19 protein-coding genes are annotated in these 18142 nt (G+C 66.9%); 11 read left to right on the top strand and 8 right to left on the bottom strand.

Annotation, left to right across the window (positions count from 1 at the left end; translation table 11 throughout):
- Window positions 1–358 precede the first annotated feature (358 nt).
- Window positions 359–1129: a BON domain-containing protein gene (locus QTH90_RS23725; RefSeq protein WP_286667034.1), complete on the top strand. Its 771-nt coding sequence runs from the start codon at window positions 359–361 to the stop codon at window positions 1127–1129.
- Between the two features lie 12 nt (window positions 1130–1141).
- On the opposite strand, the gene QTH90_RS23720 is transcribed toward QTH90_RS23725, so the two are convergent.
- Genes QTH90_RS23720 through QTH90_RS23710 form a run of 3 tightly spaced genes read right to left on the bottom strand, consistent with a single transcriptional unit; the run spans window position 1142 to window position 4305 of the window.
- On the bottom strand, window positions 1142–2062 hold the full coding sequence (locus tag QTH90_RS23720; RefSeq protein ID WP_286667033.1) for an NAD(P)-dependent oxidoreductase: 921 nt from the start codon (window positions 2060–2062) through the stop codon (window positions 1142–1144).
- Window positions 2063–2096: 34 nt separating this feature from the next.
- A complete protein-coding gene (locus QTH90_RS23715) occupies window positions 2097–3233 on the bottom strand; it encodes a PilT/PilU family type 4a pilus ATPase (RefSeq protein WP_286667032.1) in 1137 nt (378 codons plus the stop codon).
- A 28-nt stretch (window positions 3234–3261) separates the two neighbouring features.
- Window positions 3262–4305 carry a type IV pilus twitching motility protein PilT gene (locus QTH90_RS23710; RefSeq protein ID WP_286667031.1) on the bottom strand — a complete coding sequence of 348 codons (1044 nt, stop codon included), beginning with the start codon at window positions 4303–4305 and terminating at the stop codon, window positions 3262–3264.
- 39 nt (window positions 4306–4344) lie between these two features.
- Between QTH90_RS23710 and QTH90_RS23705 the strand changes: the two genes are divergently transcribed.
- On the top strand, window positions 4345–5031 hold the full coding sequence (locus tag QTH90_RS23705) for a YggS family pyridoxal phosphate-dependent enzyme (RefSeq protein WP_286667030.1): 687 nt from the start codon (window positions 4345–4347) through the stop codon (window positions 5029–5031).
- A 6-nt stretch (window positions 5032–5037) separates the two neighbouring features.
- Here the strand turns inward: QTH90_RS23705 and QTH90_RS23700 are convergent, their stop codons facing one another.
- Entirely contained in the window at window positions 5038–5517 is a 480-nt protein-coding gene (locus QTH90_RS23700) for an Lrp/AsnC ligand binding domain-containing protein (protein WP_286667028.1), read from the bottom strand.
- 96 nt (window positions 5518–5613) lie between these two features.
- On the opposite strand from QTH90_RS23700, the gene QTH90_RS23695 reads away from it, so the two are divergent.
- The 4 genes from QTH90_RS23695 to QTH90_RS23680 all read left to right on the top strand — a co-directional run bounded on the left by QTH90_RS23695 (window position 5614) and on the right by QTH90_RS23680 (window position 11328).
- Window positions 5614–8589 carry an L-glutamate gamma-semialdehyde dehydrogenase gene (locus QTH90_RS23695; RefSeq protein WP_286667027.1) on the top strand — a complete coding sequence of 992 codons (2976 nt, stop codon included), beginning with the start codon at window positions 5614–5616 and terminating at the stop codon, window positions 8587–8589.
- 85 nt (window positions 8590–8674) lie between these two features.
- Window positions 8675–9946 (top strand): Glu/Leu/Phe/Val family dehydrogenase, encoded by a 1272-nt coding sequence (locus tag QTH90_RS23690; protein ID WP_286667026.1) that lies wholly within the window; start codon window positions 8675–8677, stop codon window positions 9944–9946.
- A gap of 7 nt (window positions 9947–9953) precedes the next feature.
- Window positions 9954–10580, top strand: a complete 627-nt coding sequence (locus QTH90_RS23685; protein WP_286667025.1) for a nucleoside/nucleotide kinase family protein — start codon at window positions 9954–9956, stop codon at window positions 10578–10580.
- A 211-nt stretch (window positions 10581–10791) separates the two neighbouring features.
- Entirely contained in the window at window positions 10792–11328 is a 537-nt protein-coding gene (locus QTH90_RS23680) for a DUF2242 domain-containing protein (protein ID WP_286667024.1), read from the top strand.
- Between the two features lie 8 nt (window positions 11329–11336).
- On the opposite strand, the gene QTH90_RS23675 is transcribed toward QTH90_RS23680, so the two are convergent.
- Window positions 11337–11738, bottom strand: coding sequence for a response regulator (locus QTH90_RS23675; RefSeq protein ID WP_286667023.1), 402 nt, complete (start codon window positions 11736–11738; stop codon window positions 11337–11339).
- Window positions 11739–11861: 123 nt separating this feature from the next.
- On the opposite strand from QTH90_RS23675, the gene QTH90_RS23670 reads away from it, so the two are divergent.
- Window positions 11862–12122, top strand: coding sequence for a hypothetical protein (locus QTH90_RS23670; RefSeq protein ID WP_286667022.1), 261 nt, complete (start codon window positions 11862–11864; stop codon window positions 12120–12122).
- Here QTH90_RS23670 and QTH90_RS23665 read toward each other — a convergent pair.
- The 3 genes from QTH90_RS23665 to QTH90_RS23655 all read right to left on the bottom strand — a co-directional run bounded on the left by QTH90_RS23665 (window position 12095) and on the right by QTH90_RS23655 (window position 15026).
- A complete protein-coding gene (locus QTH90_RS23665; RefSeq protein WP_286667020.1) occupies window positions 12095–12316 on the bottom strand; it encodes a hypothetical protein in 222 nt (73 codons plus the stop codon). The genes QTH90_RS23670 and QTH90_RS23665 overlap by 28 nt on opposite strands.
- A 131-nt stretch (window positions 12317–12447) precedes the next feature.
- Window positions 12448–13359, bottom strand: a complete 912-nt coding sequence (rocF, locus tag QTH90_RS23660; RefSeq protein WP_286667019.1) for an arginase — start codon at window positions 13357–13359, stop codon at window positions 12448–12450.
- A gap of 101 nt (window positions 13360–13460) precedes the next feature.
- Complete coding sequence (locus tag QTH90_RS23655) at window positions 13461–15026, bottom strand: WS/DGAT/MGAT family O-acyltransferase (protein WP_286667018.1); 1566 nt, start codon at window positions 15024–15026, stop codon at window positions 13461–13463.
- Between the two features lie 304 nt (window positions 15027–15330).
- On the opposite strand from QTH90_RS23655, the gene QTH90_RS23650 reads away from it, so the two are divergent.
- The 4 genes from QTH90_RS23650 (at window position 15331) to QTH90_RS23635 (ending at window position 17940) form a co-directional block, all read left to right on the top strand.
- Window positions 15331–15879, top strand: coding sequence for a hypothetical protein (locus tag QTH90_RS23650; protein ID WP_286667017.1), 549 nt, complete (start codon window positions 15331–15333; stop codon window positions 15877–15879).
- 56 nt (window positions 15880–15935) lie between these two features.
- A complete protein-coding gene (locus QTH90_RS23645) occupies window positions 15936–16433 on the top strand; it encodes a phasin family protein (protein WP_286667016.1) in 498 nt (165 codons plus the stop codon).
- A 29-nt stretch (window positions 16434–16462) separates the two neighbouring features.
- Window positions 16463–17095 carry a TetR/AcrR family transcriptional regulator gene (locus QTH90_RS23640; protein ID WP_286667015.1) on the top strand — a complete coding sequence of 211 codons (633 nt, stop codon included), beginning with the start codon at window positions 16463–16465 and terminating at the stop codon, window positions 17093–17095.
- 71 nt (window positions 17096–17166) lie between these two features.
- Window positions 17167–17940, top strand: a complete 774-nt coding sequence (locus QTH90_RS23635) for an esterase/lipase family protein (protein ID WP_286667014.1) — start codon at window positions 17167–17169, stop codon at window positions 17938–17940.
- Window positions 17941–18142 lie beyond the last annotated feature (202 nt).

The raw sequence follows: 18142 nt of genomic DNA, 5'->3' as shown, positions 1-18142 counted from the left end.
TTCCTTCCTTGTTCCAACAACATCTGCGAACCGACAGGAATCGACTCGCAACAACCGCGCCACCAAGGGGTGCGCGAGCCGTCGCCGAGCAAGAATTGTAGGGACGCACTTTGTCCGACGCGTGTAGGAGCCGAACGATGACACGCGGTAACGGGCCTGCGAATTCGCTGGGCTAAACTCGCCGCGATCAGAGACAGGGAGCGGGCAGAGGCACTGGCCGGCGTGAGCCCGGAGCAGAACTTTTGCGCACCGACCCACTCATCCAGCAGCAGGACGACACACAGGTTTCCGAAGGGGATGCCTCGGCCGGCCTGCGCATCGTCCATCTCAAACAAACACGCACTGGAAGGTCCTATCTATGACGACGAGATCCACTCAACGCATCGCGATGGCATTGGCTGCGAGCGCCGTACTGGTCGCCGGCCTTTCCGCCTGCGTTCCGCTGGTCGTCGGAGGGGCTGCCGCCGTGGGCGTCGGCATGGTGGCGACGGACCGCCGCAGCTCGGGCGCGCAGGTGGATGACCAGGGCATCGAGCTGCGCGGCGGCGCTCGCATCCGCGAGATCGCCAACGACAACATGTACGTGAGCATCACGAGCTTCAACCGTCAGGTTCTGCTGACGGGCTCGGTGGGCACGGAGGCGGATCGCCTCAAGGTCGAGGAAGTCATGCGCCGCGTCGACAACGTGCGCTCGGTCGTCAACGAGGTGACGGTCGGCCCGCCGCCGAGCTTCCAGGAGCGCTCGAACGACACCTTCATCAGCGGCAAGGTGAAGGCTTCGCTGCTCGATGCGAAGGACATCTTCGCGAACTCGTTCAAGGTCGTGACCGAGCGGGGCGTGGTGTACCTGATGGGCATTGCCACCCGCCGCGAAACCGATCGCGCCACGGACATCGCACGTGGCGTGTCGGGCGTGACGAAGGTGGTGCGCGTGGTGGAGATCGTCAGCGAGCAGGATCTGGCGAACATCCAGAGCCAGCAACAGCAGCAGCAACAGCAGCCCTCGCAAGGCGGCGCCACGCAGGGCGGAACGGGCGGGGGCTCGACGTCGCGCGTTCCGCTGCCGCCGATGGAGCCGCTGCCGTCGACGCCTTCCGGCGGCGGTGCAACGACCTCGCCGGTCCGCTGAGGCAGCGCCTCCTTACTTGAGCCTGGTGATCAGGCTCGACGTGTCCCAGCGATTGCCGCCGGACTGCTGCACGTCGGCATAGAACTGATCCACCAGCGCCGTCACCGGAAGCCGGGCGCCGTTGCGCTTGGCTTCGTCTAGCACGAGGCCGAGGTCCTTGCGCATCCAGTCGACCGCGAAGCCGAAATCGAACTTGCCTTCGATCATGGTCTTGCCGCGGTTGTCCATCTGCCAGCTCTGTGCCGCGCCCTTGCCGATGACGCCGAGCACTTCGTTCATGTCGAGCCCGGCGCGCTGGCCGAAAGCGATGGCTTCGGAGAGCCCTTGCACCAGCCCGGCGATGGCGATCTGGTTGACCATCTTGGCGAGCTGGCCCGCGCCGCTTTCGCCGACCCGGGTGACGGCGCGCGCGAAGGCGGCGGTCACTGGCTTGACGCGGTCGAAGGTGGCCGAATCGCCGCCGCACATGACCGTCAGCACGCCGTTCTGCGCGCCAGCCTGGCCGCCCGACACGGGCGCATCGATGAACTGCAGGCCGCGTTCGATCGCGGCCTTGGAGAGTTCACGCGCCACGTCGGCCGAGGCCGTGGTGTGGTCGACGAACACCGAGCCCTTGGCCATGCCCGCGAAGGCGCCGTTGTCGCCGAGCACGACCGAACGCAGGTCGTCGTCGTTGCCGACGCAGCAGAAGACGATGTCCGCATTGGAGGCCGCGCCCCGCGGCGTGGCCGAGTGGGTCAGCGTGCCCTTGGACTGGGGCTTGAATTCCTGCTGCCAGGCGATGGATTTGGCGTCGGTCCGGTTGTAGACCGTCACGTCGTGGCCCGCCAGCGCGAGGTGGCCGGCCATCGGGAAGCCCATCACGCCCAGGCCGAGGAAGGCGACCTTTTGCGCGGGGATGGAATCGTAAGTTTTGGGGTTGAGGCTGCTCATCCCCCTAGCTTAGCTCGGCACGCCAGGGGCGCGCCTAGACAATCGCGAAGTGCTCGGTGCCTGCGGAGAGGTCGGTCGTGCGCGCCCGCTGGCTATTGAGCTTGATCTGCAGGCGCAGGTCGTTCGCCGAGTCCGCGTTGCGGATCGCGTCCTCGAAGCTGATCGCATTGCCTTCGAACAGGTCGAACAGCGCCTGGTCGAAAGTCTGCATGCCGAGGTTGCGGCTCTTCTTCATGATCTCCTTGATCTCGCCGACTTCGCCCTTGAAGATCAGGTCGGAGATCAGCGGCGTGTTCAGCAGGATCTCGACGGCGGCGATGCGCCCATGCCCGTCCTCGGTCGGGATCAGGCGCTGGGACACCAGCGAACGCAGGTTCAGCGACAGGTCCATCAGCAACTGCGCGCGGCGCTCTTCCGGGAAGAAGTTGATGATCCGGTCCAGCGCCTGGTTGGCGCTGTTGGCGTGCAGCGTGGCCATGCACAGGTGGCCGGTTTCGGCGAAGGCCACGGCGTGCTCCATGGTCTCGCGGTCGCGGATTTCACCCATCAGGATCACGTCGGGCGCCTGGCGCAGCGTGTTCTTGAGCGCGGCTTCCCAGCTGTCGGTGTCGATGCCGACTTCGCGCTGCGTCACCACGCAGTTCTTGTGCGGATGCACGAACTCCACCGGGTCTTCCACCGTCACGATGTGGCCGAAGGAGTTCTCGTTGCGCCAGTCGATCAGCGCTGCCAGCGTGGTCGACTTGCCCGAGCCGGTTGCGCCGACCAGGATGGTCAGGCCGCGCTTGGTCATCGCCACGTCCTTGAGCACCTGCGGCATGCCCAGGCCGTCGATGGTCGGCAGCTTGGCGGGAATGGTCCGCAGCACCATGCCGACCTTGCCTTGCTGCACGAAAGCATTGACGCGGAAGCGGCCGATGCCGGTCGGCGAGATCGCGAAGTTGCATTCCTTCGTGCGTTCGAACTCGGCCGTCTGCCGGTCGTTCATGATGGAGCGCGTGAGCGCCAGCGTGTGCTGCGCGCCAAGCGCCTGCTGCGACACCTTGGTCACCTTGCCGTCGACCTTGATCGCCGGCGGAAACTCCGCCGTGATGAACAGGTCGCTCCCGTTGCGGCTCACCATGAGCTTCAGCAGGTCGTTGATGAACTGGCTGGCTTGATCGCGTTCCATGTCGTGCTCCGAATGCGGTGGCCGATGCTCAGCCTGGGAAATTCTCGGGGATCTTGGCCTTGCCCCGCGCTTCTGCGGAGGAAATGACACTGCGGCGCACGAGGTCCGTGAGGTTCTGGTCCAGCGTCTGCATGCCTTGGCCGCTGCCGGTCTGGATCGACGAATACATCTGCGCGACCTTGCCTTCGCGGATCAGGTTCCGGATGGCGGGCGTGCCCAGCATGATCTCGTGCGCGGCCACGCGGCCCTGGCCGTCCTTGGTCTTGCACAGCGTCTGCGAGATCACGGCCTGGAGCGATTCGGACAGCATGGCGCGGATCATTTCCTTCTCTTCGCCGGGGAAGACGTCGATGATCCGGTCGATGGTCTTGGCGGCGGACGAGGTGTGCAGCGTGCCGAACACCAAGTGGCCCGTTTCTGCCGCGGTCATCGCGAGGCGGATGGTTTCGAGGTCGCGCATTTCGCCGACGAGGATCGCGTCCGGGTCTTCACGCAGCGCGGAGCGCAGCGCGTTCGCGAAGGAGAGCGTCATGGGCCCGACTTCACGCTGGTTGATCAGGCACTTCTTGGATTCGTGCACGAACTCGATCGGGTCCTCGACGGTCAGGATGTGGCCGTACTCGGTCTCGTTGAGGTAGTTGATCATCGCGGCCAGCGTGGTCGACTTGCCGGAGCCGGTCGGGCCGGTCACGAGCACGAGGCCACGGGGCTTGAGCGCGAGGTCGCCGAAAATCTTGGGCGCGTTGAGCTGCTCCAGCGTCAGGATCTTGGACGGAATGGTCCGGAACACCGCCGCTGCGCCGCGCGACTGGTTGAATGCGTTCACGCGAAAGCGTGCCAGTCCGTCGATCTCGAACGAGAAGTCGACCTCCAGGAACTCTTCGTAGTGCTTGCGGTGCGTGTCGCTCATGATGTCGTACACCATGGCGTGGACGGCCTTGTGGTCGAGCGCGTCGACATTGATGCGCCGCACGTCGCCGTGCACCCGGATCATGGGTGGCAGGCCGGACGACAGATGCAAGTCGGACGCCTTGTTCTTGACGCTGAAAGCGAGCAGTTGGGTAATGTCCACGCAATTCCTTGGTGACGTTTTGATACGACTTTGAAGATTATGACGATGATTGGCGACAAGCTCCAGCAAGTTCGGGCTCGAATCGTGACCGCGTGCACAGCGGCCGGACGTGATCCTGCGAGCGTGCACTTGCTTGCGGTTTCGAAGACGTTTGCGGCCGAGGCCGTGCGCGAAGCCCATGCGGCCGGCCAGACCGCCTTTGGCGAGAACTACGTGCAGGAAGGTGTCGCGAAGATCGAAGCGCTGGCCGATCTGCGCAGCCAGCTCGAATGGCACTGCATCGGGCCGCTGCAGAGCAACAAGACACGGGTGGTGGCCGAGCATTTCGACTGGGTGCACAGCATCGATCGGCTCAAGATCGCCGAGCGCCTGGCGGAGCAGCGGCCGGCGCATCTGCCGCCCTTGCAGGTGTGCCTGCAGATCAATGTGGATGGCGGGGCGAACAAGTCGGGCATCGGCGCCGAGGAGGCGATTTCGCTGGCGCAAGCTGTGGCGGCGTTGCCACGTTTGCGGCTCCGCGGGCTGATGGCCATTCCCGAACCGGCGCCGGATTTCGCGGCACAACGCGATCTGTTCCTGCGCGCAGCCGCAGTGTTCGATCAGATCCGGGCGTCGGGAATCGAACTCGACACGCTCTCCCTGGGCATGTCGGCAGACCTCGAAGCCGCCGTGGCGGCAGGAAGCACGATGGTGCGTATCGGCACCGCCATCTTCGGATCGCGCTGACGGCGCTCAGAGCCCGAGCGGCAAACGCGCGCTGCTCTTCACCTCTTCCATCACCGCATAGGTCCGGGTCTCCCGCACCCCCGGCAGTTGCCACAGCACCGTGCCGGCGAACGCGCGGTAGGCGGCCATGTCGGCCATGCGGGTCATGAGCAGGTAGTCGAAGCCACCCGCGACCATGTGGCATTCCATGATCTCGTCCCGCACCTGCACGGCCGCCTTGAACTCGTCGAACACGTTGGGCGTGGTGCGGTCGAGCAGCACCTCGACGAACACCGTGAAGCCGCGCCCGAGCTTGTGCGGGTCCAGCCGGGCCTCGTAGCCGAGGATGAAGCCTTCGCGCGTCAGGCGCTGCACGCGGGCCAGCACGGCGGTGGGGGAGAGGGCCACCGTCTCGGCCAGCTTGAGATTGGAGATCCGGCCGTCTTCCTGAAGAACCTTCAGGATTTTCATGTCAATGCGGTCCAGATCGGAGGGGATGTCGCTCATGGGTAGTGAATTATCCGGTCGGAGATGAATTTTTGGTGAATAACTCAATCCGGGAAGGCGGAGCATCAGCACCACTCACTATTCATAAGCTCCGCCATGCGCCTCCCCACCCCCTACCGACCCGAAGCCGAGATCGTCTCGCACCGTCTCGCCTCGTTGAAAGGCGCTCTCGACTGGGCGCTGGTCGTGCCCGCCGCATCCCCGTGGGTCCGCGCCGTGCGCGACAAGCCGCCGCCGTTCTGGGCCATGGAAAGCCTGCTGCGCGAGTACCCGATCTCCAGCGCGGAAGGTCTGGCGCTGATGCGGCTGGCCGAGGCGTTGCTGAGGGTGCCCGACGCCGAGACGGCCATTGCGCTGACTGCCGACCAGTTGGGCCGGGCCGATTTCGAAGGCAGCGCCGATTCGACGCTGGCGCGCCTTTCGTCGTCCGCCATCGCGCTGTCGAAGAAATTCCTCCCGCATCTGTCCGGCGCGGAGGGTGAAGCGGAGTCCGAGCCGGGCCTGATGGCGAGGCTGGGCGCGCGCACGGTCGTGGCCGCGACGTTGCGCGCAGTGCAGTTGCTGGGCCGCCAGTTCGTGCTCGGCCAGACCATCGACGAAGCCATGGGCGAAGCCCGGTCGGCGCACCGCAGGCATGCGGCGCTGCGTTTCAGCTACGACATGCTGGGCGAAGGTGCGCGGACCGACGCGGATGCGCTTCACTATCTCGACAGCTACGTCAACGCGATCCGGTCCATCGCCTCGGGCGCCGACCGAGACGGCTCGCCCGAGCACAACGACGGGATTTCCATCAAGCTCAGCGCGCTGCATCCCCGCTACGAAGACGCTCAGCGTGAGCGCGTGATGCGCGAACTGGTGCCGCGCGTGTGGCAGCTCTGCGAACTGGCAGCCGACGCCAACCTCAATCTCACCATCGACGCCGAGGAGGTCGACCGGCTCGAACTGTCGCTCGACGTCTTCGAAGCCCTCGCGGCGAAGGTCGCGGCCGAGCGCCCGCAATGGCGCGGCTTCGGGCTCGCGATGCAGGCCTACCAGACGCGCGCGCTGGAGCTGATCGAGCATGTCACCGCCATCGCGCGCAAGTACAAGCTGCGCCTGATGTGCCGGCTGGTGAAGGGCGCCTACTGGGACGCGGAGATCAAGCGGACGCAGGAACTGGGTCTTCCGTACTACCCCGTGTTCACGCACAAGCACCACACGGATCTGAGCTACCTGGCCTGCGCCCGTGCGCTGCTGGCGGCGCCGGACGCGATCTATCCCCAATTCGCGACGCACAACGCCGGGACCATCGCGGCGATCCTGCAGATGGCGGGAGACGTGACCTTCGAATTACAGCGGTTGCATGGGATGGGGGAGGGGGTCTACCGCGAAGTGATGAAGAGCACCGACGCCCCCGTGCGCGTCTACGCGCCGGTCGGCCAGCACAAGGACCTGCTCGCCTACCTCGTGCGCCGCCTGCTGGAAAACGGCGCCAATTCGTCCTTCGTGAACCAGTTGGGCGATGAATCGGTGGGCATGGATCAGCTCCTGGTGTCCCCGCTGTGGCTGGAGCGCGAGGCGTCGCTGCCCCTGCCGCACGAGCTTTACGGACCGCCGCCTGCGCGCCGCAACAGCCACGGCGTCGACCTGACGGTGGAAACGATGCGCGCCCCCTTGCTCGACGCGCTGGCCACTACCACCGTGCCGGACGTGCCGGAATTCGAACCCCATCGCGCAGAAGCTGCCGTGGCGGCCTCCGCCGCCTGCTACCGCTCGTGGACCCGCACCCCCGTCGCGCAGCGCGCCGCCGCCCTTCGCCACGCCGCCGACGCGCTCGACGCCGCCCTCCCGCGCTTCTGCGCGCTGCTGGTCAAGGAGGCCGCCAAGACCTGGGGCGACGCGGTGGCCGAAGTCCGCGAGGCAGTCGATTTCCTGCGCTACTACGCCGACGAAGCGGAGCGCGTCATGCTGCCGGTCGCGCTGCCCGGGCCGACCGGCGAGAGCAATGAACTGCGTCTGACGGGGCGCGGCCCGTGGGTCTGCATCAGCCCGTGGAATTTCCCGTTGGCAATCTTCCTGGGCCAGGTGGCCGCCGCGCTCGCCACCGGCAACACGGTGCTGGCCAAGCCCGCCGAGCAGACGCCGGCCGTGGCGTCGGAAGCCGTCAGGCTGCTGCATGCCGCCGGCGTGCCCGCCGATGCGGTGCAACTGCTGCACGGCCCGGGTGAAACCGTCGGCGCGGCGCTGGTCGCGGCGCCCGGCGTGGCGGGCGTGGTGTTCACCGGCTCGACGCAGGTCGCCAAGATCATCCATCGCGCCCTTGCCGCCAAGGACGGGCCGATCGTGCCGCTGATCGCCGAGACCGGCGGCATCAATGCGATGGTGGTCGACTCCAGCGCGCTGCCCGAGCAGGTGGTCGATGCCGTGGTGCAAAGCGCCTTCCGCTCGGCCGGCCAGCGCTGCTCGGCGCTGCGCCTGCTGCTGATCCACGAGAGCATTGCCGACGATGTGATCGAGATGATCCAGGGCGCCGCCAAGGAATTGGCCGCGGGCGACCCGGCGCTGCTGGCGACGGACGTAGGCCCCGTCATCGACCGCGAGGCCTTCGACGGCATCCAGCGCCATCTGCAGCGCCTGAACGCGGAAGCCAAGGTGCTCGTCGCGCCGCTGCGGCCAGCGCAGGAGATCGCCAACCTGCTGCCGCCACATGCCTACGAGCTGCCGTCCATCGACAGCGTGAAGACCGAGATCTTCGGCCCGGTGCTCCATGTGGTGCGCTGGTCCGGCGAGCCCCAGGCGGTGATCGACCGGATCAACGCGCTCGGCTTCGGGCTCACCCTCGGCATCCAGACCCGCATCGACAGCCGCGCCCAGGCGATGGCCGCGCGGGCCCATGTCGGCAACATCTATGTCAACCGCAACATCATCGGCGCGGTGGTCGGCGTACAGCCCTTCGGCGGCGAGGGCCTGAGCGGAACCGGCCCCAAGGCGGGCGGGCCGCACTACCTGCTGCGCTTCTGCGCGGAGCAGACGCTCACTATCAACACCACCGCCGCGGGCGGCAATGCGGCCCTGCTTGCCGCCATCGCATAACCGCCATAGCAATGTGCATAGGCATGGCGCGGCGCCCTGCCGAGGTCTATCGTCGCGCCTATCCGTTCAACAACAAGGGATCGCCATGAGTTCCGTCCTCTCCTATGTCCAGCCGACCGCCAACAGCCCCTGGGGCACCTATCTGTCGCAAGTCGATCGAGTCGTGCCCTATCTGGGTGGACTGGCCCGCTGGGTGGAAACGCTCAAGCGCCCCAAGCGCGCGCTGATCGTCGACGTGCCGATCGAGATGGACGACGGCTCGATCGCCCACTTCGAGGGCTACCGCGTGCAGCACAACCTGTCGCGCGGCCCCGGCAAGGGCGGCGTGCGCTTCCATCCGGATGTCACGCTGGAGGAAGTCATGGCCCTGTCGGCCTGGATGACGGTCAAGACCGCCGCGGTCAACCTGCCATACGGCGGCGCCAAGGGCGGCATCCGCGTCGACCCCAAGAAGCTCTCGCTGAAGGAGCTTGAAAAAGTCACCCGCCGCTACACCAGCGAGATCGGCATCATCATCGGCCCGCACAGCGACATCCCCGCGCCCGACGTGAACACCAACGCCCAGATCATGGCGTGGATGATGGACACCTATTCGATGAACGTCGGCGGCACCGCCACCGGCGTGGTCACCGGCAAGCCGCTGCACCTCGGCGGCTCGCTCGGCCGCGTGAAGGCCACCGGCCGCGGCGTGTTCGTGACCGGCCGCGAAGCCGCGCGGCGCCTCGGGCTCGACCTGCGCGGCGCCCGGATCGCTGTGCAGGGCTTCGGCAACGTGGGTTCGGTGGCGGCCGAGCTGTTCGCCGAGGCCGGCGCCAAGATCGTCGCGGTGCAGGACCACACCGGCACGATCTTCAACGACAAGGGGCTCGACCTCGCGAAGCTGGTGCCGATCTCCCGCACCGACGGCGCCGTCGCCTTCAAGGGTGGCGACGTGATCGACAACGAGGCCTTCTGGGACGTGGCCTGCGACATCCTCATCCCTGCCGCGCTCGAAGGGCAGGTCACTGCCGAGCGCGCGCAGAAGACCAAGGCCAAGCTGGTGCTCGAAGGCGCCAACGGCCCGACCGTGCCGACCGCCGACGACATCCTGGCCGAGCGCGGCGTGCTGGTGGTGCCGGACGTGATCTGCAACGCCGGCGGCGTGACGGTGAGCTACTTCGAATGGGTGCAGGACTTCTCGTCCTTCTTCTGGGACGAGGACGAGATCAACGTGCGGCTCGACCGCATCATGATGAATGCGCTCAACCAGATCTGGGACAAGGCCGACCACCACAAGATCAGCCTGCGCACCGCGACCTACGCGGTGGCCTGCGAGCGCATCCTGATGGCACGCCAGGAGCGCGGCCTCTACCCATGATCCGCTCATGACCGGGGTGCCCGCCGCGGAACTGGCGCGCATCGAAGCCCTGCTGGCCGACGGGCGGCGCAAGCTGCTCGGGCTGGTGGGCGCGCCCGGGTCGGGCAAGTCGACGCTCGCGTCGGCGTTGCTGCAGGCTCTGGGCGGCCGCGCGCAGGTGGTGCCGATGGATGGCTTTCATCTGGCCAACGTCGAATTGCAGCGTCTGGGCCGCGCCGGCCGCAAGGGCGCGCCCGACACCTTCGACAGCGCGGGTTACGTCGCCCTTCTGCGGCGCCTGCGCGAGCAACGAGAGGACGAGATCGTCTACGCGCCCGAGTTCCGACGCGAGATCGAAGAGCCGATCGCCGGCGCGATCGCCGTGCTGCCGCAGACGCAACTGGTCATCACCGAAGGCAACTACCTGCTGCTCGACGAGGGCCCGTGGGCCGGGGCGGCGGCGCTGCTCGACGAGGTCTGGTATGTCGACGTGGAAGATTCGCTCAGGCTGGACCGGCTCGTGCGGCGCCACGAGCAGTTCGGCCGCAGCCGGTCGGAGGCGCTGGCCTGGGTCGAGCAGACCGACGAACCCAATGCGCGCCGCATCGCCGCCACGCGCGGCAAGGCGCATCGCGTGGTCCGCCTGGGCGGCTGAGCAGCCCGGCTGGCGGCCAAGGGAACGCCCGACCGTCTAGCATGTCAAAAGGGGCGCCGGCCCGCGCTCTTGCGGCTAGCATTCCCGGTCTTGTCTTCCCATGCCCCTCATGCGCTCTCCGATTTCTCACGCAGCCGCTGCGGCGCTGCTGCTCTCGTTTCTCGTCGCAGGTTGCAGCACGGCGACGCGTCGGGTTTCGTACGAGCCGGAAGTGTTCGACTCCACCACCACTCACACGCGGACCTACGTCGCCACCGAGGCGCAGACCTGCGAGGCCGCCCGCCGTGCCCTGCTCAGCCAGGGCTACATGATCACGGCCGGCAATCACGAACTGGTCACCGGCCGCAAAAGCTTCCAGCCTGCCTCCGAGGTGCACGTGGAAGTGGAATTCCGCGTGGTCTGCGCACGCGAGAGCAACGGGCGGAACGGCCCGCGCAGCACCATCGCCTTCGCGAGCGCGCTGCAGGACCGCTACGGCATCAAGAAGGTCAACAACTCCGCGACGGTGGGCGTGGGGGCGATCGGTTCGCTGTCGCTGCCCTTCTCGTCCAGCGACGACGCGTTGGTCAAGGTGGCGAGCGAAACGCTGACCGACGAGCGCTTCTACGACCGCTTCTTCTCGCTGATCGATCGCTTCCTGCCCGAGGCGGCGGAAGAGACGCCGGCCGAGGCGCGGCCGGTATTGCCCGCGCAGCCACCCATCGAAACCCCGCTGCGGGACGTGCCCTTGTCGCCGTCGCGCGGCTGAGATGCCGGTCAGGCTTCGGCGCGGTTCATCGCCTGGGCCAAAGCCGTTTCGAGCTGCTCGACGGTGAAGGGCTTCTGAAGCCAGAACGTGCCCTCGATGGGCCTTGGCGGCGGCGGCCGCCCGGTCGCGAAGATGACCTCCAGCTTGTGGCGGGCGCGCAGGCTTTCCACCAGATCCATGCCCGAGAGAGCGGGCAGGCCGATGTCGGTGAGCAGCACGTCGAAGGCGCCGTCCAGATAGCGGTCCTTGGCGGTTTCCGCGCTCCGCACGCCGGCAGCCCAATGGCCAAGCAACTGGAGCATTTCGACGGTGGCGGCCAAAGCGTCGGGATCGTCTTCGACGACCAGAATGCGAAGCCCTCTGGCGCGCCCTGTGCGTTCGTCCGTCGCTTCTTTCGCTGTGAATGCCATCGTCGTTTTCGGTGAAAACGTCAATGTAAGGACGACGCTGCGACAGCGAAATGGCTGAAGCGCGGCTTTGTGTGTAGGAGACCTGCCCTTGGTCTCGGAGCGGCGTTGTGCGATTCTGCAGGGATGATCAAGATCGGAACACTGTGCTACGTGGTCCCGAGTTGCCTGGCCAGCCCGCTCACGCGGCAGGCTGTCGGCAGGATCGTGGAGGTGGTGTCGGCGCCCTACGAGGCACCCGACTGGACCTATCTGCCGGGCACCTACTACGACGTGGCCTTCGAAGGCTGGACCTTCTTCTGCCGCAGCGACAAGCTGCGCCCCATTTCGGACCCCGGCGCCGACCTGTCCGAGGCGGACTACAGCGAGACCGAGCGCGCCGCGTAGGCCGGCAGGCCCGTCAGCCCGCACAGGCGCTGCATCACGCCATAGCCCTGGGCGAGGGCCGCGGAGTAGGTCGCGAACGAGCGCTCTGCGCGGTGCAGCGATTCGTAGCGGCCGTCGCGCCGAATGTCCTCATGGATCACCCAGTAGAACGACCCGTCGGTGGGTTGTTCCACCAGCAATCCAATCTTGCGCATGCCCATTTCGATACCCCCGATCCCAAGAAAACGAATACTTAAGACTGTAGGTCCTGGGATTCGTCGTCGGGCTGGAGAAAGTTCACGCTTCGATGGAATTTGACGGCGCTTGGCGTCGCGGCGCCACGCCCTCAGCGCGCCAGCGTCGACTTGCCGAACAGGCTTTCGATCAACTCGACCGCCACCTCCGCCGTGCGGTTGCGCACGTCCAGCGCCGGGTTGAGTTCGACCACGTCGAGCGATCCGAGCCGGCCGGTGTCGGCGATCATTTCCATGCAGAGCTGCATCTCGCGCCACGTCGGACCGCCGCGCACGCCGGTGCCCACGCCGGGTGCGTAGTCGGGGTCGAGGCAGTCGAGGTCGAAGCTCACATGCAGGTGGGTGTCCTCGTCGACGTCCTGCAGCGCCTCGGTCATCGTCGTGCGCATGCCGTGCTCGTCGATATGGCGCATGTCGAAGACGTTGAGCCCGAGCGCGCGGATGGCGGACTTCTCGTCCGCATCGACGCTGCGGATGCCGATGAAGCGGATGGCGTCGTGCTCGAATGCGGCGCGCTCGCCGCTCCAGCCCGTCAGCGCCGCCGGCCCGTGGCCCAGCAGGCAGGAGACCGGCATGCCGTGCAGGTTGCCGCTGGGCGTGGTGGTTTCGGTGTTGACGTCGGAGTGGGCGTCGAGCCACAGCACGCGCAGCTTCTGACCGCGCCGGCGCGCGTGCCAGGCGATGGCGCTGATGGAGCCGACGGCGATGCAGTGGTCGCCGCCCAGCAGGATGGGCAGGTGGTTCGCGCCGAGCGCCTGGTCGACCGCGTCGTAGACCAGCCGGTTCCAGGCGACCACCTCGTCGAGGTGATGCAGGCCTTCGGTCGGCACGACCCAGGGGGTCGCGGGGCCGGCCAGGTTGCCGCGGTCGACGACGTTGAAGCCCAGGCGCGCCAGCATGCCCGCAAGATTGGCCACGCGGAGTGCGTCGGGACCCATGCCGGCGCCCCGCGTGCTGGCGCCGATGTCGGTCGGCGCGCCAACCAGGTGAAGAGTAGCGGTCATGGGCTGGAGCCTCCGTCAGGTGTCGAGCTTTCGGCACGTAACGGTACAGCATGCACATGACAAGAGGCCAGTCGCATCGCGGCCGGAACCTCGGGCGCCGCTCAGGCGGTTGCAGTCTTGCGAGCGGCAGGCTTGCGCGCCACGGTCTTCCTCGCTGCAGTCTTCCGGGCAGGTGTCTTGCGGGGTCTCGCGGCGGCGGCCTTGGCGGGGAGCGACGCGGGCACCACTTCGGCAGCGGTCGCCGGCGCGTCGAGCGCCTTCACCCTGGCGAGCAGCGCGCGGTGCTCCTCGACCAGGTAGTCGGCAATGTCGTCCACGTCGGGCACTGCGCGCCGGCAGGCGATCAGGCCGAAATCCAGCATGCCGTTGTAGCTCTGCACCGTCATGTTGAGCGCCATGCCATGGCTCGGAATCGACACCGGGTAGTAGGTCAGCAGCTTTGCGCCCGCAAAGTAGAGCGGAACCGGCGCGCCCGGAACGTTCGAGATCACCACGTTCGCCACGGGCGGCAGCCGGTCGGCGAAGCGCGAGCGGCCGTACATCGAGGCCAGGCCCGACATCAGCCACGGCGCACCGAAGGAGGGGAAGTCGGTCGGTATGGCCGCCTTGATGTTGCCCATCAGGGACTTGGCGGCCGCGGACGATTCGGCGATCGCCTTGATGCGCTCGATCGGGTCGGCCACATCGGTCGCCAGGGTCATGACGGTCATCGAGACCTGGTTGTTCGAGGTGGTGTCGCCCGGCTCGCGCAGCGTGACCGGGATGGCGGCCGTCAACGGCTTCTTCGGCAGCTTGCCGTGGTCGCTCAGGTAGTGCCGCAACGCACCCGCGCAAAGGCCCAGCACCACGTCGTTGAGACTCGCCCCCAGGCGCTTGCCAATCAGCTTCACTTCGGCCAGCGGAATCGAGCGCACGGCGTACGCGCGCTGGTTGGTGATCGCCACATTGAGCGGCGTGCGGGGACCGAGCAGGTTGAGGTTCTTCGGCAGCTTCCACAGGCTGCCGGCCTTATTCGTGGGTTGCGGGACGACCAGGCTCTTCACTGCGCGCGCCATGTCGGGGAAGGTCTTCACCAGCTTGACGTACTGCTGCAGCGTGTTGGTGAGCGCCGCGCCCGCCAGCTCGGCCACGCCGAGCTGGTAGCGGTTGCGCCGCGCCATCTGTCGCGGGGCCTTGATCACCCGCGGCTCGGGCGTCAGGTCCATGATCGCCTCGGCGAAGGCCGCGCCGGCCTGTCCGTCGATGCCGGCATGGTGCAACTTGGAATACAGCGCGACACCGCCGCCCTGCAGTCCGTCGATCACGAAGAACTCCCACAGCGGCCGGCTGCGGTCCAGCAGCGTCGAATGCAGGCGGGCCACGTACTGCTCGAGCTGGCGCAGGGTGCCGGGGCGCGGCAGCGTGACGCGGCGCACGTGGTAGGCGAGGTCGACATCGTCGTCGTCCACCCACACCGGGTTCGACAGCTCGAACGGCATCAGCGCGAGCTTGCGCGTGAACACCTCGGACAGATGCATGCGGCTCTGCACGTGCGCCTTCACGTCCTCGTAGAAATCGCCCTTGTAGCCGGCGGGCAGCTCCAGCACGTGAAGGCCTCCGACGTGCATCGGCGTCTCGGGCGTTTCGGTGTGCAGGAAAGTCGCGTCAAGGCCGCTGAGATGTTTCATTCGGGTGTCCCCTCTTGGCGTTTTCGGGCAGCGTCGGGCACGGCGCGACGGGAAATGATCCCCAATGTGCACAGGGGCGGATAGCGGGTAACCCCGATGGCCCGGGCGCTGCCACGGGACGCCTCTCGTCGTAGCATCGCCCTGGCAGGAAATTGGGGCAGTTGGACTAACTATCGAACCGTTCTAGTTTTTCAGGCCTAGGGCTTTCAGAAGAAGATGACCCCATCGCGTCGGAATCCATGACGCGAGTGCCGCAGGGACCGAATCCCGGCGGCATGTGTCCATCAACTTCCAGGAAATCATCATGTCCACGCAAAACATCTCCACCGCTGCCATCCACGTCGTTGGCCAGTACAACGACGCAGGCAAGACCCTCGTCAGCGCCTACCGCACCGGTGCGCATCGCCTGCTGGGCGGCGCCGCTTCGCGCTACAGCGAATTCCTCGGCAAGCGCGAACTGCCGCTGCTGAACGAAGACATCAAGGCCCGCCTCCTCGGCGCGCAGGAGAAGGTCACCGGCTTCCTGGCCAAGCGCCTGGACATCGACACCAGCCGCGTCGTCAACCTGATGGACCGTGTCGCCACCGGCGCCACGAGCGGCATCGAATCGGTCGCCAACGTCGTGGGCCGTGTCGAAGCGCCGTTGGGCACCTCGGTGATCAACACGCTCGCCCGCGTGCACCAGCCGATCGCCACCGTGTCGGTGAAGATCGCCGACACGATCGCTTCCGGCGCCAAGAAGATCGAAAGCCGCGTAGCCGGCACGGGCACCGCCGAAGTGGTCAAGACCGTGAAGGCGAAGGCCAAGCCGGTCACCCGCCGTGCCGTTCGCACGACGCGCAAGGCGGCCTGATCGCCATGGCGGCGCGCCGCACTTCTTCCTTTTGAAACGTCTTTCCGGAGCAACGCATGGCGACTCGCCGCGATGAAACTGTCAGCGTAAAGAAGAAGTCGGCGGCCCCGGCCAAGAAGGCCACGCCCGCCAAGAAGGCCGCGCCGCGCAAACGGGCCGCGGCCAAGAAGGCACCGGCTCCTGAGTCCATCTCCGCCAAGACGGCCGCGCCCTCCGGCCCGGCCGGCGCCAAGGGCCTGCTGCGCGCGGGCCTGCAGGCCTTGGGCAATGTGCGTGACGACGTCGTCAAGCGCCAGACGAACGTGATCGAAAGCCTGCTCGGCATGGGCAAGGCCGAGCCGTCGGCCGACGGCAAGCCTGCCCCGGCACGCGGCTTTCCGGCGCTCGATGCTTTCGGCATCCGCAAGTTCGAGGACGTGTTCGACCAGCGCGTCGCGACCGCGCTCCAGCGCCTGGGCATGCCGAGCGCGCAGGAAATCCAGGAACTGCGCGAGCAGATGCGGCAAGTGCTCGAACACCTGGAACGGGCCGAATCCGGCCAACGCAAGCGCTGAGGCCCATCGGACCGATCCCTCATCAGCCCGTGGCCAGCTCCAACACGCGAGAACGCATCCTGCAGGCCAGCCTGGCGCTGTTCAATGCGCAGGGACTCGCGGCGGTGTCGACGCACCGCATCGCAGCCGAGCTGGAGATCAGCCCCGGCAACCTGCACTACCACTTCAAGGCCAAGCAGCTCATCGTCGATCGTCTTTTCAGACGCTTCGAGGACCGGCTGGAGCTGCTCAATGCCTCGTCGGACACGGTCCGGGCGATCGACGACCTCTGGCTGGCGCTGCACCTGCGCTTCGAGGCGATCGACGCCTATCGCTTCGTGTACCGCGACATGGCCTACCTTTCGAGCGAATACCCGGCGCTCGGCGAGCGTGCGCAGGCGCTGACCGCGCAGAACCTGCTGGCCGCGCAGGCGCTGTGCGAGACGCTGATGGCCGCCGGCGTGATCGAGGCCACGGCCGAGGAGGCGCAGATGCTGGCGTTGCAGATGGTCTTCACGACCACCTGCTGGCTTTCCTTCGAGCGCCTGGTGCCTGGACGCGACGCGCTGCAGCAGGCCGACCCGGGACTTGCGGCTTTCTACACGCTCACGCTGATTGCGCCGTATGTATCGCGCGAATCGAGGGCTTACCTCGATTACCTGCGGGGCAAATACCTCGGATAAATGAGCTTGCTGTCCGACTGGTATCCGGACATCGCGACCGCACATTGCAAGAGAACGACAAGGAGAAATCGATGATGACCGCCGCACACGAGCCGATCGCCCCGCCTTCGCGCCTGCTGCTACTGGCCGAGACACGCGCCATCTGGGAGGCCGGCGCTGCCGTGGCCTTGTGGCCGCTGTTGCAACTGGCACCGCGCGGCGACGGCCATTCGGTGCTGGTGTTGCCGGGGCTGGTGGCGAGCGATCTCTCGACCAAGCTGCTGCGCCGCTATCTGCAAAGCCGCGGCTACGACACGCACGGCTGGGGTCTGGGGCGCAACCTCGGACCGCGCAAGGGCGTGGAGGAGGGCATGCTGCAAAAGCTCGAAGCCCTGCATTCGAAGAGCGGTCGCAAGGTGAGCATCGTCGGATGGAGCCTCGGCGGCGTCTACGCACGTCTCCTGGCATCGACCCGGCCTGAGTTGGTACGCAGCGTGGTCACGCTGGGCAGCCCGTTCACCGGCAGTGCGCGCGCCACCAACGCATGGCGTGTCTACGAAGGCGTGAGCGGCCAGAGTGCGGAGGACCCACGGCGCATGAAGCACGTGCGGCCAACGCCTTCCGTGCCGACGACCTCGATCTTCAGTCGCAGCGATGGCGTCGTGGCGTGGCGCTGCAGTGTGGAAGAGGCGGGGCCGCAGTCGGAAAACATCGAAGTCGTGGCGAGTCACCTGGGGCTTGGGGCGCATCCGGCTGTCATGTATGCGCTGGCGGATCGGCTGGCTCAGGCTGAAGGGCAGTGGAAGCCGTTTGATCGCGGGACGTTTGGGCCGTTGGTTTATCCGGATCCTGATCGGGCGCACTGAAATCCGGCGTTTCGTTTCTGGTGTGTGGGGGCGTCGTCGGGCGGTGTGCCCTGTGCTGGCCGACGTCACCGGCCGCTTCGCGGCTTCCCTGCGCTGCTCGCGACAGGCGGGGTCCGCGCAAACTCGCTTCGCTCAAACACGCGCGGCCCTTATCCGCCTGTCGCTGCGCTGCTCGGCGGTGCCTCAACGGCCGGCACAGGGC

The organism is Variovorax flavidus (assembly GCF_030317145.1).
GTDB lineage: Bacteria > Pseudomonadota > Gammaproteobacteria > Burkholderiales > Burkholderiaceae_C > Variovorax > Variovorax flavidus.
Note: the sequence above shows the minus strand (reverse complement) of the source record. Positions and strands in the feature narration are given on the sequence as shown.

Coding starts and splice junctions, on each gene's coding strand:
- QTH90_RS23725 (WP_286667034.1), top strand. CDS start 359: ATGACGACGAGATCCACTCAACGCATCGCGATGGCATTGGCTGCGAGC.
- QTH90_RS23720 (WP_286667033.1), bottom strand. CDS start 2,062: ATGAGCAGCCTCAACCCCAAAACTTACGATTCCATCCCCGCGCAAAAG.
- QTH90_RS23715 (WP_286667032.1), bottom strand. CDS start 3,233: ATGGAACGCGATCAAGCCAGCCAGTTCATCAACGACCTGCTGAAGCTC.
- QTH90_RS23705 (WP_286667030.1), top strand. CDS start 4,345: ATGACGATGATTGGCGACAAGCTCCAGCAAGTTCGGGCTCGAATCGTG.
- QTH90_RS23700 (WP_286667028.1), bottom strand. CDS start 5,517: ATGAGCGACATCCCCTCCGATCTGGACCGCATTGACATGAAAATCCTG.
- QTH90_RS23695 (WP_286667027.1), top strand. CDS start 5,614: ATGCGCCTCCCCACCCCCTACCGACCCGAAGCCGAGATCGTCTCGCAC.
- QTH90_RS23690 (WP_286667026.1), top strand. CDS start 8,675: ATGAGTTCCGTCCTCTCCTATGTCCAGCCGACCGCCAACAGCCCCTGG.
- QTH90_RS23685 (WP_286667025.1), top strand. CDS start 9,954: ATGACCGGGGTGCCCGCCGCGGAACTGGCGCGCATCGAAGCCCTGCTG.
- QTH90_RS23675 (WP_286667023.1), bottom strand. CDS start 11,738: ATGGCATTCACAGCGAAAGAAGCGACGGACGAACGCACAGGGCGCGCC.
- QTH90_RS23670 (WP_286667022.1), top strand. CDS start 11,862: ATGATCAAGATCGGAACACTGTGCTACGTGGTCCCGAGTTGCCTGGCC.
- QTH90_RS23665 (WP_286667020.1), bottom strand. CDS start 12,316: ATGCGCAAGATTGGATTGCTGGTGGAACAACCCACCGACGGGTCGTTC.
- rocF (WP_286667019.1), bottom strand. CDS start 13,359: ATGACCGCTACTCTTCACCTGGTTGGCGCGCCGACCGACATCGGCGCC.
- QTH90_RS23655 (WP_286667018.1), bottom strand. CDS start 15,026: ATGAAACATCTCAGCGGCCTTGACGCGACTTTCCTGCACACCGAAACG.
- QTH90_RS23650 (WP_286667017.1), top strand. CDS start 15,331: ATGTCCACGCAAAACATCTCCACCGCTGCCATCCACGTCGTTGGCCAG.
- QTH90_RS23645 (WP_286667016.1), top strand. CDS start 15,936: ATGGCGACTCGCCGCGATGAAACTGTCAGCGTAAAGAAGAAGTCGGCG.
- QTH90_RS23635 (WP_286667014.1), top strand. CDS start 17,167: ATGATGACCGCCGCACACGAGCCGATCGCCCCGCCTTCGCGCCTGCTG.